This window comes from Agrobacterium sp. NPDC058088, assembly GCF_042885035.1.
Taxonomy (GTDB): Bacteria; Pseudomonadota; Alphaproteobacteria; order Rhizobiales; family Rhizobiaceae; genus Agrobacterium.
Genome location: NZ_JBHVSU010000002.1, coordinates 469635 through 485957 on the forward strand (window position 1 = coordinate 469635; position 16323 = coordinate 485957).

16 protein-coding genes are annotated in these 16323 nt (G+C 60.4%); 11 read left to right on the top strand and 5 right to left on the bottom strand.

Going from position 1 to position 16323, the window contains the following annotated elements; translation table 11 throughout:
* Nucleotides 1-23: 23 nt before the first annotated feature.
* Nucleotides 24-1466: an alginate export family protein gene (locus ACFVTJ_RS07615; RefSeq protein ID WP_386906060.1), complete on the bottom strand. Its 1443-nt coding sequence runs from the start codon at nucleotides 1464-1466 to the stop codon at nucleotides 24-26.
* A gap of 345 nt (nucleotides 1467-1811) precedes the next feature.
* A complete protein-coding gene (locus tag ACFVTJ_RS07620) occupies nucleotides 1812-4004 on the bottom strand; it encodes a transglycosylase domain-containing protein (RefSeq protein ID WP_386906062.1) in 2193 nt (730 codons plus the stop codon).
* Between the two features lie 254 nt (nucleotides 4005-4258).
* On the opposite strand from ACFVTJ_RS07620, the gene ACFVTJ_RS07625 reads away from it, so the two are divergent.
* The 9 genes from ACFVTJ_RS07625 to ACFVTJ_RS07665 all read left to right on the top strand — a co-directional run bounded on the left by ACFVTJ_RS07625 (nucleotide 4259) and on the right by ACFVTJ_RS07665 (nucleotide 10816).
* Complete coding sequence (locus ACFVTJ_RS07625) at nucleotides 4259-4738, top strand: YcgN family cysteine cluster protein (protein WP_003497144.1); 480 nt, start codon at nucleotides 4259-4261, stop codon at nucleotides 4736-4738.
* A gap of 170 nt (nucleotides 4739-4908) precedes the next feature.
* Nucleotides 4909-5733: a class D beta-lactamase gene (blaOXA, locus tag ACFVTJ_RS07630; RefSeq protein ID WP_386906065.1), complete on the top strand. Its 825-nt coding sequence runs from the start codon at nucleotides 4909-4911 to the stop codon at nucleotides 5731-5733.
* A gap of 34 nt (nucleotides 5734-5767) precedes the next feature.
* Nucleotides 5768-6376 carry a class I SAM-dependent DNA methyltransferase gene (locus tag ACFVTJ_RS07635; protein WP_386906067.1) on the top strand — a complete coding sequence of 203 codons (609 nt, stop codon included), beginning with the start codon at nucleotides 5768-5770 and terminating at the stop codon, nucleotides 6374-6376.
* A 67-nt stretch (nucleotides 6377-6443) separates the two neighbouring features.
* On the top strand, nucleotides 6444-6824 hold the full coding sequence (locus tag ACFVTJ_RS07640; protein ID WP_386906068.1) for a YkvA family protein: 381 nt from the start codon (nucleotides 6444-6446) through the stop codon (nucleotides 6822-6824).
* Nucleotides 6825-6873: 49 nt separating this feature from the next.
* Nucleotides 6874-9459, top strand: coding sequence for a heavy metal translocating P-type ATPase (locus tag ACFVTJ_RS07645; protein ID WP_386906070.1), 2586 nt, complete (start codon nucleotides 6874-6876; stop codon nucleotides 9457-9459).
* Entirely contained in the window at nucleotides 9456-9878 is a 423-nt protein-coding gene (cueR, locus tag ACFVTJ_RS07650) for a Cu(I)-responsive transcriptional regulator (protein ID WP_386906072.1), read from the top strand. Before ACFVTJ_RS07645 ends, cueR begins: the two co-directional genes overlap by 4 nt.
* A gap of 42 nt (nucleotides 9879-9920) precedes the next feature.
* Entirely contained in the window at nucleotides 9921-10121 is a 201-nt protein-coding gene (locus tag ACFVTJ_RS07655) for a heavy-metal-associated domain-containing protein (RefSeq protein ID WP_386906074.1), read from the top strand.
* A gap of 76 nt (nucleotides 10122-10197) precedes the next feature.
* Nucleotides 10198-10467 carry a type II toxin-antitoxin system ParD family antitoxin gene (locus ACFVTJ_RS07660; protein ID WP_386906076.1) on the top strand — a complete coding sequence of 90 codons (270 nt, stop codon included), beginning with the start codon at nucleotides 10198-10200 and terminating at the stop codon, nucleotides 10465-10467.
* Nucleotides 10457-10816 (top strand): type II toxin-antitoxin system RelE/ParE family toxin, encoded by a 360-nt coding sequence (locus ACFVTJ_RS07665; protein ID WP_386906078.1) that lies wholly within the window; start codon nucleotides 10457-10459, stop codon nucleotides 10814-10816. Before ACFVTJ_RS07660 ends, ACFVTJ_RS07665 begins: the two co-directional genes overlap by 11 nt.
* Here ACFVTJ_RS07665 and ACFVTJ_RS07670 read toward each other — a convergent pair.
* Complete coding sequence (locus ACFVTJ_RS07670; protein WP_386906080.1) at nucleotides 10813-11061, bottom strand: hypothetical protein; 249 nt, start codon at nucleotides 11059-11061, stop codon at nucleotides 10813-10815. The two genes, ACFVTJ_RS07665 and ACFVTJ_RS07670, sit on opposite strands and share 4 nt — an antisense overlap.
* Nucleotides 11062-11236: 175 nt before the next feature.
* Here ACFVTJ_RS07670 and ACFVTJ_RS07675 point away from each other — a divergent pair, with 175 nt between their 5' ends.
* A complete protein-coding gene (locus ACFVTJ_RS07675) occupies nucleotides 11237-12625 on the top strand; it encodes an MFS transporter (RefSeq protein ID WP_386906898.1) in 1389 nt (462 codons plus the stop codon).
* Between the two features lie 35 nt (nucleotides 12626-12660).
* Here the strand turns inward: ACFVTJ_RS07675 and ACFVTJ_RS07680 are convergent, their stop codons facing one another.
* A complete protein-coding gene (locus ACFVTJ_RS07680) occupies nucleotides 12661-12834 on the bottom strand; it encodes a hypothetical protein (protein ID WP_080825533.1) in 174 nt (57 codons plus the stop codon).
* Nucleotides 12835-12902: 68 nt separating this feature from the next.
* Complete coding sequence (locus ACFVTJ_RS07685; RefSeq protein ID WP_386906082.1) at nucleotides 12903-14621, bottom strand: GH32 C-terminal domain-containing protein; 1719 nt, start codon at nucleotides 14619-14621, stop codon at nucleotides 12903-12905.
* A gap of 170 nt (nucleotides 14622-14791) precedes the next feature.
* Here ACFVTJ_RS07685 and ACFVTJ_RS07690 point away from each other — a divergent pair, with 170 nt between their 5' ends.
* Nucleotides 14792-16252, top strand: a complete 1461-nt coding sequence (locus ACFVTJ_RS07690) for a YdiU family protein (protein WP_386906900.1) — start codon at nucleotides 14792-14794, stop codon at nucleotides 16250-16252.
* The last annotated feature ends 71 nt before the right edge of the window (nucleotides 16253-16323 follow it).

Below are 16323 nucleotides of genomic sequence, written 5' to 3' on the forward strand. Positions count from 1 at the left end.
CTGCAAGAAGGACGGGCAGGGTTCTAGAAATTAACGATGACATTGACGAAACCTCCTAGCCAGTTCGGCGAATGCTCTGCCGTCAGTGAATCCACGCCCTTGCCGGGGAATGAAATGCTGACGCCGGCGGTGAGATAGGTATTGGCATTGATGATGCGCGAATATTCCAGATAGATGTCGTCGGCGAGATGGTGGTTGCCGACGCCCGCAACCGGGGTGGGCGTGCCGTCTATGTCGTCGAGCCGCGTGCCCTGGCCGAACTGGATCGGGCTGTTCAGCTCATTGGCGCGGATATGCGCGTATCGCAGCGTCCAAGTATCGGCCTGCGTCGGTTTCACCTGCAGGCTGATCTGATGCGCATTGACGTTCGAATTCAGGAACATCATCGAGGACTTCGTGCCCGTCGACCATGCGCTTGGATTGCCTTCGTAATAGAGCGGATCGAAGCGCTCCAGACGCGTGGTCGAAGGATCGTCGCCGGAGAAGGTCTGGTAGCTGTAGGCGATGGTTGGCGTCCACGAAACCTCTTCAAACGCATAACCGACCTGGGCGCGGCCACCCCAGGCCCTGAGGTCGATATCGGGGTTCCATTGATAGGCGATATCGCCGCCGATGAAAAATCCCGGCAATGGCGCGTCGAACGGATTGGTACGGGTATAGGCGTTGATGAAGCTCAAACCCTCGCGCGCACCCGGCATGATGACAGGCGCGCCGATGCCTCCAGCCGCAGCCCTGGCGTAGGGCGAGCCGGATTCCGGAACATGGCCGAATGTAATGCCGACATATCGACCCTCTTGCGGTTCATAACGCAGATCCGCTCCCACGATCGTCGTTCCGCTGTCCTTGCCGGATAATTCATTCGCGTCGATGAAAAAGGCCGTGGCCGTCAGGTCATCCTTGCCGAATCGAAGGATCGCCGCCTGTTCCCAAGCCTTTCTGGGCCCGAGTTTCAGGGCGCCACGCTCAAAACCGCTTGATCCGCCATTGGCAATCAGCATGCCCGTTCCCGTTCTGAACGGTCGCGGACCGAGGGAGATATCGAAGAATTGGCCTGTTTCCGCCTTTGAGCGCAGTCCGAGATAGCCGTCCTCAAGCGTCACGGCGCCCGTGCCGCCGGCATCGAAGGCATCGGTGCCGAGCGTGCCGGAGGCAACGGCCGAGATTTTTCCATAGACCTGAAGTCGTTCGCCGGCATCCGCCGTAAAACCGATGCCCGGCATCAGATAGCCCTCGAGCCAGCGCGTGTCGCTGTCGAAGCCGGCGTCCGGGGCAAATCTATCGGCAAAATTCCAGAACAGGTTCTGCTCGGCAACGGCATTGATGCCCGCCTGAAAATGCAGGCGTAGTTCGAAACCCGGCTCGTCGATCAGCAGCATCGGGTCCTGCGCATGGGCAGCGTCAGCTGCAAGCCAAAGTCCGGCGACAAGAGCAACCGCCGCTGCGCGCGTTTCCGCCGCATCATTCATGCCGTCCTCCCGGGCGCGCGCCATTATCACACAAGAGATAACGGCGACCACTTAGACATGAATTGGTCGGCGCGGTCCATTCAATCTTTGGGTGTAAAAAGAATATTGCGGCTTATCGCCCATCCCAAGCGTCCGATGGAAAGGAAAGTTGACAGGAATTTCAATAAAATACTATTTATGCGTGGTTGCGACAGGTGGATGGCGATGCGTCAACCCTTATCTTTCGGCCTTGGAGGCGGAGAAAACATTTGGATAGCTAAACAACTCAAGATTGTTAAAAAAACTCGCAAAAAGCCGACAATTCATGAGTTGTCAGGGACTCGTGGTCCCTTCAAGGCATATTCCTTAGCGCCGCCCGGTCTCGTCCCTGCCATCCCGCACCGTAGCATCTGCCACCTTTTGCGTCGTCACGCTCAGCGCCGTGGCTTCCTTCATCTTCTGTGCAATCGAGCGGATCACACGCGTTGCCTCGGCGGAGAGTGAGCGGGGGCGGGTAAGCGCCGGCATGGCGGGGGTGTTGGCGGATGCGGCAGCGACCTGCGCCGAGGGTTGCGGGCGCGCACCCGTTGGCAGCGGGTTCTGGATGCCGGGGATAGGGCGTAGCTCCATGCCCTGATGGGCATAATCCATCAGTCGCTTATAGGTCATGGCCGGAAGCGCGCCGCCGGTCATGTTGTTCATCGGCGTGAACTCGTCATTCCCGAACCAGACAGCCGTCGTGTAATTGCCGGTAAAGCCCACATACCAAGCGTCGCGATAGGCCTGCGAGGTGCCGGTCTTGCCGCCGGAGACGATGCCGTTGTCGAGCGCGCCACGCCGGGCCGTGCCCATGACCGGGATCGTCACCAGCATCTGGTTCATCTTGGAATTGGCTTCCTGCGAAAGCACGCGCTTGGCAGGCGGCTCGTCGTGGTTGAAATCGTAGAGAACCTTGCCCTCGTAATCCAGCACCTGCTCGATGCCGTGGCGGCGAGACTGCATGCCGTCGGCGGGGAAAACGGCATAGGCGGTGGCCTGATCGAGAACCGTCACTTCGGAGGTGCCGAGCGGAATGGTCTTGTCGGTGCGCAGTGGCGTCGCCACGCCCATCGCTTTGGCGGTATCGACGATCACCTGCGTGCCGAGCACGTCCTTGGCCAGCCGCACGGGAACGGTATTGTAGGACTTGGCGAGCGCCACCTGCAGCGTCACCTTGCCGGCATAGGAGCGGCCGTAATTCTGCGGCGACCAGCCGCGCCAGGTCACCGGCGCATCCGAGATCAGCGTGTCCGGCTTCATGCCCTTTTCCATGGCGGCCGAGTAGGTATAGACCTTGAAGGAGGAGCCGGGCTGGCGCAGGGCCGCCGTGGCGCGGTTAAACTGGCTTTCGCCATAATCCCGGCCGCCGACCATGGCGCGCACGCCGCCGCCGTTTTCAATCATCACCATCGCGCCCTGCTTGACGCGATAACCCTCACCATATTCGCGCAGCTCCATTTCCATCGCCTGCTCGGCCGCTTGCTGCAGGCCGGTATCGATGGTGGTGCGCACGACGACGGTGTGGTCTTTAAATTTGCCTTCGGCGGCCAGCCGCTGCACCTCGTCAAAAGCCCAGTCGAGGAAATAATCCGGTGCCTTTACATCGGCGCGGTCGACGACGGTGGCAGGGTTGCGCCTCGCGCCGATCACCTGGCCCTCGGTCATCAGCCCGCTCTGCACCAGGTTGGATAGCACGGTGTTGGCGCGGGCACGCGCGGCGGGCAGGTTGACATGCGGCGCATATTTGGCCGGCGCCTTGAACAGGCCGGCCAGAATGGCGGATTCGGAAAGCGTCACATCGGTGAGGTTCTTGCCGAAATAAAACTGCGCCGCCGCAGCAGCACCGAATGTGCCGCCGCCCATATAAGCCCGGTCGAGATAGAGGCTGAGAATTTCCTTCTTCGACATGTTGGTCTCGAGCCACAGCGCGAGGAAGGCTTCTTTGATCTTGCGCTCCAGCGAGCGCTCATTGGTGAGGAACAGGTTCTTGGCGAGCTGCTGCGTCAGCGTCGAGCCGCCCTGCACCACGCCGCCGGCGCGGGCGTTTTCGCTCATGGCGCGGGCAAGGCCGATGAAATCGATGCCGAAATGCTCGAAGAAACGCCGGTCTTCAGTCGCCAGAACCGCCTTGATGAAATGGTCGGGCATCTGATCGATCGGCACGCTGTCTTCATGGATGATGCCGCGATGGCCGATGGTGTTGCCGTAACGGTCGAGGAAGGTGACGGCGAAATCGCCGCGATAACGCCAGTCCTTCTTGGTTTCCTCGAAAGCGGGCATGGCGAGCGCCAGAAGCACGACCGATCCTGCCGTTCCGAAGGTCAGCGCATCACAGGTCAGGTTGACGACAAGTTTCTTCCATCCGCGCACATGCAGCTTGCGCGAGGCGATGGTGACGTCTTCCCAGAAATCCACCAGCCTTGCGGCAGCCGTCCACAGGCCGCTATCGATGAAGCTATCGATCCGGAGCAGGATGTGCCGTTTTTTACGGCCTTTTTTATCGTCTTTTTCTTCCTGCACCTGGCGATGTTTTCCTGTTCAACGCAACGCGGTCATCGATATTCTGCGCTTCAACCCATTCCCGACGCAAAACCGTGGCATGGTTATGTCGGAAGTGCTTGACGTGGCGGCCTTTCGCGGGCCAATGACCGCTCTGCCGCCTGCCAATATGCTAAAATATCGTACAAACCAGCCCTTGGCGATACGATATAAAGGATTAGGGACCGGTTAAACACTCCCGTCCAAGTGATCAAAATGAAACGGAAATGTTAACGATGAATGACGCGCCGTTCTGGAAAACCAAATCGCTGACCGAGATGACCGGTGAGGAATGGGAAAGCCTGTGCGACGGCTGCGGCTTGTGCTGTCTGAACAAGCTGGAGGACTGGGACACCGGCGAAGTGGTGTTTACCTCGGTCCGCTGCGTGCTGCTCGACGGTGAGAGCTGTCGATGCTCCGACTATGAAAACCGCCGCGCCACCGTGCCTGATTGTATTCAGCTGGACCTGAAGAAGGTGCATGAAATCGGCTGGCTGCCGCCCACCTGCGCCTATGCGCTGGTGCGAGACGGCAAGGATCTCTACTGGTGGCACTATCTCGTCTCCGGCGATACCGAAACGGTGCATCAGGCGGGCATTTCCGCCCGCGGCCGCACCGTCAGCGAGGCCGATGTGGATGTTGACGACTTCGAGGATTATGTGGTCGACTGGCCGCTGACGGTCGGCGAGAGGGCGGGCGAAAAAGAACGGACCTGACGGAAAACGGCAATTTTCGTTTTGGTCCTATTCCTGCCCCATCAGCCTCCTAAAGGCATGTCATCCGAAAGCGTGTCACGGTTTCGGGCCACGACTTGTCTGAGATCAAAGACAGCTTCCGGTCATTCCGGCAATTGATCCGCAAAAGCGGACGAGGGACATCAAAACGCATGCGCTATCGGCTGCCCGCCATCTTTCTTTCATGCCTTGCCCTTCCGGGGCTCCTGCCGTTTTCCGCTGACGCCCAGCAACAGCCCCAGGCCTTCGAATGCACGCTGGTCACATCAATCGAGACCGGCGCCATCATCAACCAGCAGGGCGCCTGCGACCAGCGCGTTGCACCGGCCTCCACCTTCAAGGTGCCGTTGGCGCTGATCGGTTACGATGCCGGCATACTGCAGGACGCGAAGTCGCCTGCCTGGGACTGGAAACCCGGCACGGAGGCGCGCGCCGTCGACCGCAAGACGGTCGACCCGACCATCTGGGAGCAGGATTCGGTGCTGTGGTATTCGCGCGAAATCACCCGCCGCCTCGGCCCGGAAAAATTCACCGCCTATGTGAAACGCCTCGGTTACGGCAATGCCGATGTTTCGGGTGAGCCGGGCAAGAATAATGGACTCACCCACTCCTGGCTGGGGGCGTCGCTCACCATCTCGCCGGTGGAGCAGGTCGGTTTCCTTCGCCGGTTGCTTGCCGGCAATCTGCCTTTCTCCCGCGATGCGCAGGCGAAGACACGCGCCATCGTGCCGGTTTTCGATGCGCCGGAAAGCTGGGCCGTACACGGCAAGACCGGAACCGGCTACATGCGCGACGAAAAGGGCAATCCCGATCGCAATCGCCCCTTCGGCTGGTTCGTTGGCTGGGCGGAGCGTGAAGGCCAGCATATCGTCTTCGCAAGGCTGCGTGTTTCCGACAAACCCTCGAACGAACCGCTCGGTCCAACCGTGCGCGATGCCTTCCTGCGCGATATCCCGCGGCTGGCGGTGCATCGGTAGGCGACGGCCCTCACACGGGAAAGGACATCAACATATGTCGGATGCCTCTCGCGATGTCATCAAGCTCTACACGAAGCACGGTGCTGATTTCGACAATCAGCGCGGTCGTTCCCTTGTGGAAAAACCCTGGCTTGACAGGTTCACCTCGCTTTTGCCCGATGGCGGCTCCATTCTCGATATAGGCTGCGGTTCGGGTGAGCCGATTGCCGGTTATTTCATCTCCAACGGTTATGACCTCACGGGCATCGATTCGTCTCCGCCGCTGATCGAACTTTGCCGCAGTCGCTTTCCGGAAAACCTCTGGGCCGTTGCCGATATGCGCGAACTGGCCCTTGGCCGTCGCTTCGATGGGCTGATCGCCTGGCACAGTTTTTTCCATCTGAGTGCCGAGGACCAGCGTTTGATGTTCGGTATCTTCCGCCGGCATGCCAATGAAGGTGCGGCCCTGATGTTCACCGCCGGGCCGGAGCGAGGTGAAGCAATCGGTACCTTTCAGGGCAAGCCGCTTTATCACGCCAGCCTCGCGCGTGAAGATTACGAAAGCCTGCTGGCCACGCACGGATTCCGGCTTCTGGACCACGTCGTCAACGATCCGCAATGCGGCGGGGCAACGATTTATCTCGCCAGGCGCGTGGTGTCGTAGAGCTGCTTGCATAGCCTTGGCGAATGACGCATAGGATCCGCAGGCCGGATGTTTCAGGGACTTTCCCATGCTGGAAAAACTCAAGCGATGGGCGAAATCCATCAAGCGTGACGTTCACGCCCTCTATCTTGCCGCACGCGATCCCCGTACGCCGCTTTTGGCCAAAGTGGTGGCGATGCTGGTCGCCGCCTATGCGCTGTCACCGATCGATCTCATCCCGGATTTCATTCCCCTTATCGGCTATCTAGACGATCTCGTCATCGTCCCGCTCGGCATCCTCGTTGCGGTACGTCTTGTGCCGCCGCCACTGCTGGCGGAGCATCGGCTGGCGGCCGCGGCCGCGCAATCACGTCCCGTCAGCCGCGTCGCTGCTGCCATATTCATCGTTCTGTGGCTGGCGGCGTCGTTCACGATTTTGTTTGCGGCAAAAAATTTCTTCTTCCCTTGACCTTCCCATCATGGGAAGCCCTACATAGGGTCTCGAAAGGGGATTTCCCATGAACGAGACAGTCAGACACGCCCACCCAAATCAACCGGTCTCCGTGCCCGTCGAGGGCATGACCTGCGCCTCCTGCGTGCGGCGGGTGGAAACGGCCGCGGCCAAGGTGCCGGGCGTTGCGTCGAGTTCCGTGAACTTCGCCACGAAGAAGCTCACCGTCGAGCCGGCTGAAGGTTTTTCGGCCAAAACGCTTGGCGCTGCCATCAAAAAGGTGGGTTACGATATTGCACCGGATCGGCATGAATTTACCGTCGAAGGTCTGCACAGCGACGCGGATGCGGCGCGGTTGAAGGCCGTTCTGGAAGCCGTCGCAACCACCATTAACGCGACTGTCGATACCGCAGCCGGCAAGGCCGCTGTGGAGACGATCGGCGGCCGGCGTGAACGGGACGCGCTGGTGGAAACGGCAAAACTTGCCGGCTTTGCATTGGCGACACCAAAGCCGCACGACCATTCCGCGCATCAAGACTACAACAAGCACGAGGGGCATCATCACGGCCACAGCGAGATGGCGGCGGCCGGTGAAAGTGGCGGCCATGACCATATGCACCATGCGGGCGAAGAGGGCGCGCTGAAACGCGACCTGACGATCGCCGCCATCCTGACGGCACCGCTTTTCGTGCTGGAAATGGGCGGCCATCTCTATGAGCCGATGCATCACTGGCTGATGGGCATCATCGACACGCAGAACCTCTATTACATCTATTTCGTGCTGGCGACGGCGGTGATTTTCGGCCCGGGTCTGCGCTTCCTCAAGACCGGTTTTCCGGCCCTGCTGCGCGGAACGCCGGAAATGAACTCGCTGGTGGCGCTGGGCGTTAGTGCGGCCTATCTCTATTCCGTCGTGGCGACCTTCGCGCCCGATCTGCTGCCGGCAGAAGCGCAGTTCGTTTATTATGAAGCGGCAACCGTCATCGTGACGCTGATCCTGACCGGCCGGCTTCTTGAAGCCCGCGCCAGCGGCCGCACGGGAGACGCCATCCGCAAGCTGATGAGCCTGCAGGCGAAGACCGCCCGCGTAGAGCGCGATGGTGCCACCATCGATATTTCCCCTGACGATCTGGTGATGGGCGATATCATCGTCATCCGTCCCGGCGAGAGGCTGGCGGTGGATGGTGAAGTCGTCGAAGGTTCGTCCTATGTCGATGAATCCATGATATCAGGCGAACCCTTGCCGGTGGAAAAGAAGGTCGGCGCAGCGGTCGTCGGCGGCACCATCAACAAAACAGGTGCTTTCAAGTTCCGGGCGACCAAGGTGGGCGCCGATACCATGCTGGCGCAGATCATCCGCATGGTGGAGGAGGCGCAGGGCTCCAAGCTGCCGATCCAGCTGCTGGTCGACCGTGTTACCGCGCTGTTCGTGCCCGTCGTCATTGCGATTGCGGTGCTGACCTTCGTCGTCTGGGCGATCTTCGGTCCCGAGCCTGCCTATACTTTCGCGCTGGTCAATGCGGTCGCGGTGCTCATCATCGCCTGCCCCTGCGCCATGGGTCTCGCCACGCCGACATCCATCATGGTCGGCACCGGCCAGGCGGCGGAGCTGGGCGTGCTGTTCCGCAAGGGACAGGCCCTGCAGGAACTGCGCTCGGCTGAGATCGTCGTGGTCGACAAGACCGGCACCGTCACCAAGGGAAGTCCGGAACTGACCGATCTGGTGGTTGCGGAAGGATTTGCCGATAACGAAGTGCTGGCGCTGGTCGCCGCCGTCGAGGGCCGCTCGGAACATCCGATCGCCGAAGCCATCGTCAGGGCTGCGGAGGAAAAGAAGGTGGCGACCCCTGCAGGACTCGAACCTGCAACGATCGAAAACTTCGAAAGCGTCCCGGGTTACGGTATCGCTGCCACCGTCAATGGCCGCAAGGTCGAGGTCGGAGCGGATCGTTACATGGCCAAACTCGGCCATTCCGTGGGTATCTTCGGTGAAGCCGCCGCAAGGCTGGGTGACGAAGGCAAGACGCCGCTTTATGCCGCCATCGACGGCAGGCTGGCGGCTGCGATCGCCGTCGCCGATCCGCTAAAGCCCTCAAGTATCGCCGCCATCAAGGCATTGCAGGCGATGGGCATCGAAGTGGCGATGGTGACGGGCGACAATGAGCGTACGGCAAACGCCATAGCCCGGCAGGTCGGCATTTCCCGCGTGGTGGCCGAAGTGCTGCCCGAGGGCAAGGTGAAGGCGATCCACGAGATGCGCGCAGGCGGCAAGGTGCTGGCCTTCGTCGGTGACGGCATCAATGACGCGCCGGCACTGGCAGAGGCCGATATCGGCATTGCCGTCGGCACCGGCACGGATGTCGCCATTGAAAGCGCCGATGTGGTCCTGGTTGGCGGCGATCTTCTTGGCGCGGTTAACGCCATCGAGATGAGCCGTGCGACCATGCGCAACATCAAGGAAAACCTGTTCTGGGCCTTTGGTTACAACGTGGCGCTGATACCGGTTGCGGCGGGCGTGCTTTATCCCGCCTTCGGCATCACACTGTCGCCGATGATTGGTGCAGGTGCGATGGCGCTGTCCAGCGTCTTTGTTCTCGCCAATGCGCTGCGGTTGAAGCGGGTGAAGGTTGCACACAGGGAGGTGACGGCATGAATATCGGCCAGGCATCGGAGGCATCGGGCGTCTCCACCAAGATGATCCGCTATTACGAGCAGATCGGGCTTATCACGCCCGCCGCGCGCACCGGCAATAATTACCGCGTCTATGGAGAGCAGGATGTCCACAACCTGCGCTTCATCAAACGGGCGCGCACGCTCGGGTTCTCGTTGGAAGAAACCGATACGCTGCTGAAACTCTGGCAGGACAAGAGCCGTGAGAGTTCGGCGGTGAAAGAAATAGCACTCGTCCATATCGCCGATCTCGAGCAGAAGATCGCCGAGATGAAGAGCATGGTGAAAACGCTGTCACATCTCGCTCATTGCTGCGGCGGCGACCATAGGCCCGATTGCCCGATCCTCGACGATCTCGCGGGTGCCGACAAGGCAGACGGCAAGCCCGCCAGAACCCACTGAAAGAAAGCCGGTGCGAATCGGCGCTGACCAAAAGGAGAAATCATGAGTACAACCACCTTCCTCATCCCGGACATGACCTGCGGCCATTGCGAAAAGACCCTGCGCGGCGCAATTTCGGACGTCCTTCCCGACGCCGCCGTCAATATCGATCTTTCCACGCATAGGCTCACGGTAACGGGTGACGCCGCAACCGCGGAGGAAGCGATCCGCGAGGCCGGTTACACGCCTGAACGGGCGGGGTGAGGTAACTCGATGCTGGAATGAAAAGGAAAGATGTGCTACTGGGCAGCATCATTTTTTCTTTGAAAGCAGTATACCAATGTCCGTCAAGGCGTCAGTCTCAATTTCCGATCAGCAGGTCAGCTTTGCGCGCAGGCTGGTTGAGGAGGGGCGTTATGCCAGCCTCAGTGCGGTCGTCCAGCGTGGGCTGGAACTGCTTCGGCAGGAAACGGAGTTGAAGGATGCCGAACTTGCTGCGCTTCGCGACCTGCTGGCCGAGCGTGGTGAAGGGGAGTTCGTCTCGCTCAAGGACGGCAAGGACAGAACTGCGGCGATGATAGCGGCCAGGAAGGCCAGCCATGGTCTTTAAGGTCCTGCGTTCGACGCAGACGGATCAGGATCTTGGCCTCATTCTCGACCATCTCGTTCAATCCTATCGCAGCCTTGGCGACACGCTGCCGGAGGCATTCGAGCGGGCGGTTCTGCGCATCGGCGCTATTGAAGCGGATATGCAAACCCTCGGCAATGCACCGTTTCAGGGGACACTGATGCCTGAACTGTTGCCAGGCCTTCGTCGGGTCACGAAAAATCAGGCGATCTTTTATTTCGATGTTGATGACGGCGAGAAGACCTTACGCGTTCTCGCCATCTTCTTTGGTGGGCAGGATCATCAGCGCCACATGTTGAAACGCCTCGCATCCGGCCTGACAAGCGGTTAAACCTCGTCGAATGCGCCGCCCTCGCGCGAGGGATTGCGGTTGATCACCCGTTCCTCCGCGTCGTCGGGAAGGGCCTCGTCGCTTTCCTGATAGGGGTCGTCCTCGCTCTCGGCTTCCTCTTCCTCGATTTCCCGTTCGATGGATTGCGGAATCTCTCCCTTGGCGGGAAGGGCGTCGACGTCGAGATCGAGCAGATCCTCGTTCATGGCGTCTTCGTTAGGGGGCAGGATTTTTTCGCGGTCCATGACGGTGTCCTTTCTGTCGGTTCTCGGCAAACGAACGGAGGCGCGGAGGGTTCCTGCCGTGCGAGAATTGCTTCAGACCAAATAACGTGAAAAGCCGTCTTGACCTCAATGGTGCTTGAGGTTCTAGTTTGCCCGCCGTACCCCAAAAAATGGAAAGGATACGGCTTTGTCGAGTATGGAAATGGTGGAGAAAAACGGCTGGGGCGAATTGCTGAGCGGGGCGAACCTCTCGCTTCTGACCGTCATCTCCTCCGGTATCGGCTTGCACGCCTTTAATCAGTTTGCTGTCGTGACGGCCTTGCCCGTAGCCGTCAACGAAATCGGCGGCGCCGCCTTTTATAGCTGGGCTTACAGTCTTTATTTCGTCGGTTCCGTCGCGGGCGGGGTCACTGCAGTGCTGTTCCGCGAACGTTTCGGCGCGCGTGGCGTCCTGCTGCTGTGCTGCCTCATCTTCTCCTTCGGCTCCGTTCTTTCGGCAATCGCCGGCAATTTTTTATGGGTGGTCATCGGCCGGGCGCTGCAGGGCGTGGCGGACGGGCTGATCGTTGCGGTGTGCTATAGTCTCATTCCCGCCGGGTTCCGCTCCGGACTGTTGCCGAAGGTCTTTGCCATCGAGGCGGCGATCTGGGCAGTGGCCTCTTTCATCGGTCCGCTGACCGGCGGTTTCGCCACCCAGCACATTTCCTGGCGCGCCACCTTCCTGCTGTCGGCGCCGCTGATCCTTGTGCTCATGGTCTATACGGTTGTCGCCGTCTCTGCGGAGCGGCCGGTGGCTGCCACACGCAAGCCGCTGGTGCCGCTGCTGCTCTGCCTTGTCGGCGCATTGGCCTTTTCCGCGCCCTCCGCCTTTGAGGATGCAAGCCTGCGGGCGATCTCCCTGCTCGCGGGCGCTGCATTGTTGTGGGCCTCCCTGCGGGCAGGCGTCCAGCCGTCCTCCGGCCTGTTTCCGAAGGATTCGTTCCGGCTGAAGACGGTGCTCGGCAGCGGCTTCTGGGTGCTGTTTCTGATGTCCTATGCCCACGCGCTGGGCAGCGTCTATCTCGCTTATGTCGCCATCAATCTGTGGCAGCATGAGCCGACTTTCGCCGGTTTCATCGTCGTGACCATGCCACTTGCGTGGAGCTTCGTGGCGATGTTGATCGGTAGCCTGCGCTCCGACCGCCTGCGGGAAATCTGCCTGCATTACGGCCCTTACCAGATGCTGCCGGGCTGCGTGCTGCTGGGGCTTGGGCTTGCGACGGGCAATTGGGGGGAGATGCTGCTCGGGCAGGTGCTGATAGGCTCTGCCTTCGGCATGTCGTGGGCCGGTATCAGCCAGGCGGCCATAGAGGCGGCACCGGAACAGGAGCGCAAGATGACAGGCGCACTGCTGCCCACGGTCGCGACGCTCGGTTCTGCGGCCGGTGCAGGCGCCAGCGGCACCGTCGCCGCCGCGACCGATCTTGTCGTGCAGATCGAGCGTGCGGATGTGACGATGCCGATGCTTTATCTTTATGGGCTGGGTGTGGTGGTATCGCTTCTCGCTATCATGACCGCCAGAGGTTTGCGGGGCGAACGCCGCTAGAGCCTTTCAGGAAAAACGGCTGTTCACCTGCGCGGTCACGACTGGGTGGTGGCGATGGTGATCGCCGCCAGATAAACAACAAAGGCCATGATCGCGACTGCGCCGATAATGATGATGATACCCTTGCCGGCGCGCTTCTTCTCCGCCTTGTTTTCATTGGCTTCGGTCGGAAATAGGATCGGATCGCTGGTGTCGCGGATTTTGGTCATGCCGTTTCTCCTTATCCGTGGAATGGATGGTTTCGATCTATCAACCGCCCAATCCGCCAAAAGGTTCCTCACGGCTTCAGCGCCCAGCTGGTGGCGTGCACCACCGTGCCGGGCGCGGCCTTCAGCACCGCTGAGCGCACGGGCTCGAAACCTTCGATGCGCTTGGTGCCCACATATCGCCCGCGATTGGCGAAGACTTCGATCGAACCATAATCCAGAAAGATGCGGATGCGGGATGCTCTGGCTCCCTTGGCGATGTAATGTGGCGCAGGGCCGTCGCGCCCGTCCTCATGGCAGATCCATAGTCCGGTTTCATCGGAGACGACGCCTAGCTTGACCGTCGGATGATCGAACACCAGTTCGAAGGGCGCGCCGGGAGAGGCAAGCTCGAACAATATTTCCACCGCGCCGTTGATGAAGGTGACCCGCTCGCCGGCTGCAAGCCGCGTGCGGTCGAGAATATGGCTGCGAAGGCTTTCCGTCGCACCTATAGGTGGGGTCAGAAGCTCGCCATTCACATAATGAATCCGGCGCGGCAAGGTCATCGAGGTCGGGAAATCGATCTCGGGATTGGCATCCGCCCAATTGGCGAGCCAGCCCATGCCGATGATGCTGTCGCCATCCAGAAACGCCTGAAACGCGTAATTATCGGTGCCGAAATCCAGCTCCTGCCCGGATTCCTTGGTGAAGGCCTTGCCGTCAAACCAGCCGACATCGGCCATGGTCAGGTTCTTGCGGCCGGTCTCCGGGTCCTCTGAATGCATCAGCCCGTAGATCAACACCCAGCGGGTGGAGCGGGCATTGGCCGGGCCGTCGAGCGGCAGAAGGCAGGGGCATTCGATGGCGGTGGTTTTATAACGTGTCTCCACCCATAGCTTGCCGACATAAGTCCAGCCCGATGCGGCCGTGGGATCAAGCGTCTCGTAAAGCAGAATGACGCCGCCGCCATCGCTCTGGCTGCCGAGCACCATTTTCCATAAGCCATCGGGACCACGAAAGACATACGGATCGCGGAAATCCGGCGTCAACCCCTGTCCGTCCGGCCTGTGGCCCAGAATGACCTCTGCCTGGCCGGCCATGATGAGATCGGAAGAGGTGGCGGTCAGCTGTATCTGCTGTTCGGGAATACGGTCCTGCACCTGTTCGGTGAAGAAGACGCGGATGCCGGTGCCTTCGACCAGCGGAATGGTCGACCCGGAATAGGCGCCGCCGCGCTTGTCCGGCCGCGTCGTCAGGTCCTCTGACGGGAAAAGGAAGATCGGCAGGTGCCGCCAGCGCAGATAATCGGAGGAGACGGCATGGCCCCAATGCATGGTGTTCCAGCGCAGCCCGTGCGAATAATGCTGATAGAACAGATGCGGCCGACCCTCGAAGCGCCCAAAGCCGTTCGGGTCGTTCATCCAGCCGAAGGGCGGCCGGAAATGATAGCTGCCGGGCAGCTCGGGCGCGGCATTGTCCGGTTTGGTATGGACGACGGTAATGCCGGTTTCCAGCACATCGGAAGCGGTGAACCAGTAGATGACGGAGACGGCTGTCGTCACCGTATCGTAACTGAGCTCCACATGGCCGCCGCCAAAAACCTGGTAGATTCGAAAACCGAACTCTTCCGTGTTGACGCTTGAAACTTCAGCGAATTTTCCGTTCTGATTGGAAAAGGAGACGGCGCCCGGCTCGGCATCTTTTTTCGCCTTCAGCCAGACATGGAAGGTAGCGTTGACGGGCAGATCGGTGTGAATGGTGCGGATCGCGCTTTCCGGTTCGGAGTTTACGGCTTCAACGACGGTCATTGCTTTTCCTTTCCGTTCGGCATTCTGCGGGTCAAGCATAGGAACGATGATGGCGCGGGAAAGTTCATTGTGCAAAATTGAATGAGATGATGGCGGTAGCGCGGCATTTATCACTCGCATCTCTCGCCTTTCGACCCCATATAGGGGCAAAAGCAGGGAGTTTATCCGTGATGAAATTCGACAATTCCTATGCCCGCCTGCCGGAACGCTTCAGCGCCGCCGTGCTGCCGACACCGGTGAAGGCGCCGCGCCTCATCGCCTTCAATCGCGAGCTGGCCGATGAACTCCTTCTCGATGTGGCCGGCCTTGATAATGACAGGCTGGCGGCGATCTTTTCCGGCAATGTCGTGCCGCAGGGGGCGGAGCCGCTGGCCATGGCCTATGCCGGCCACCAGTTTGGCGGTTTCGTGCCGCAACTGGGCGATGGCCGCGCCATTCTTCTCGGTGAGGTAATCGATGCGAACGGCAAACGGCGGGATATCCAGCTGAAGGGTTCCGGCCCGACGCCGTTTTCGCGCAGGGGTGACGGCCGCGCCGCCCTTGGTCCGGTTTTGCGCGAATATATCGTTTCGGAGGCGATGTATGCGCTTGGCATTCCCGCCACACGAGCGCTTGCCGCCGTGCTCAGCGGGGACAGGGTGCAGCGTGAAGTCGGGCTGCCGGGCGGTGTCTTTACCCGCGTCGCGGCAAGCCACATCCGCGTGGGCACCTTCCAGTTTTTCGCCGCGCGCGAGGATGACGAGGCGATCAGGAATCTCGCAGACTATGTGATCGACCGCCATTTTCCCGAGGCAAAACAGGCAGGCAATCCGTACCTTGCCTTGTTGCGTGGTATCGCTGAACGGCAATGCGACCTCATCGCCCGCTGGATGATGGTGGGCTTCATCCACGGCGTGATGAATACCGACAATATGGCCGTTTCCGGCGAGACCATCGATTTCGGCCCCTGCGCCTTCCTCGATGAATACCACCCCAACAAGGTGTTTTCCTCCATCGACGCGCAGGGCCGCTACGCCTACAACAACCAGCCGGGCATAGCGCAATGGAATATCGCCAGACTGGCGGAATGCCTGCTGCCGCTGCTTGATCCGCAAGTGGATAAAGCCGCCGAACTCGCCAACGCCGTTCTCGCCGATTTCGCCGCCTCATTTCCCAAACGCTGGCTCACCGGCATGCGCGAAAAACTGGGTCTGACGACCGAGGAGGAGGGCGATATGGATCTGGTGCAGTCGCTGCTGGCGCTGATGCAGGCATCGGAAGCGGATTACACGCTGACCTTCCGGCGTCTTTCCCATGCCGTCAATGGCGACGCTGAGCCATTCCGCGGCATGTTCATCGATATCGAGGGCGCTGACGGATTTCTCGCCCGTTGGCGGGAACGAGCCGGTCGCGAAGGGATTTCCGATTCCGAAAGATCAGCGGCAATGCTTTCCATCAATCCGGCCGTCATACCGCGCAACCACCGCATCGAAGAATTGATCGAGGCGGCAGTGGAGGAGGATGATTTCGAGCCCTTTCACGCCATGCTGAAGGCGATTGCGACGCCCTTCGAGGAGCGGCCGGACAACTTTGTCTACATGCAGCCGCCGATGAGCCATGAGCGGGTGTTTCGGACGTTTTGCGGGACGTAAGCAACGGACCCTCAACGTGAAGCGAGCAGGTGCCACTTGTTTCTTCTCCCCGAGGGGGAGAAGTCCGCGGC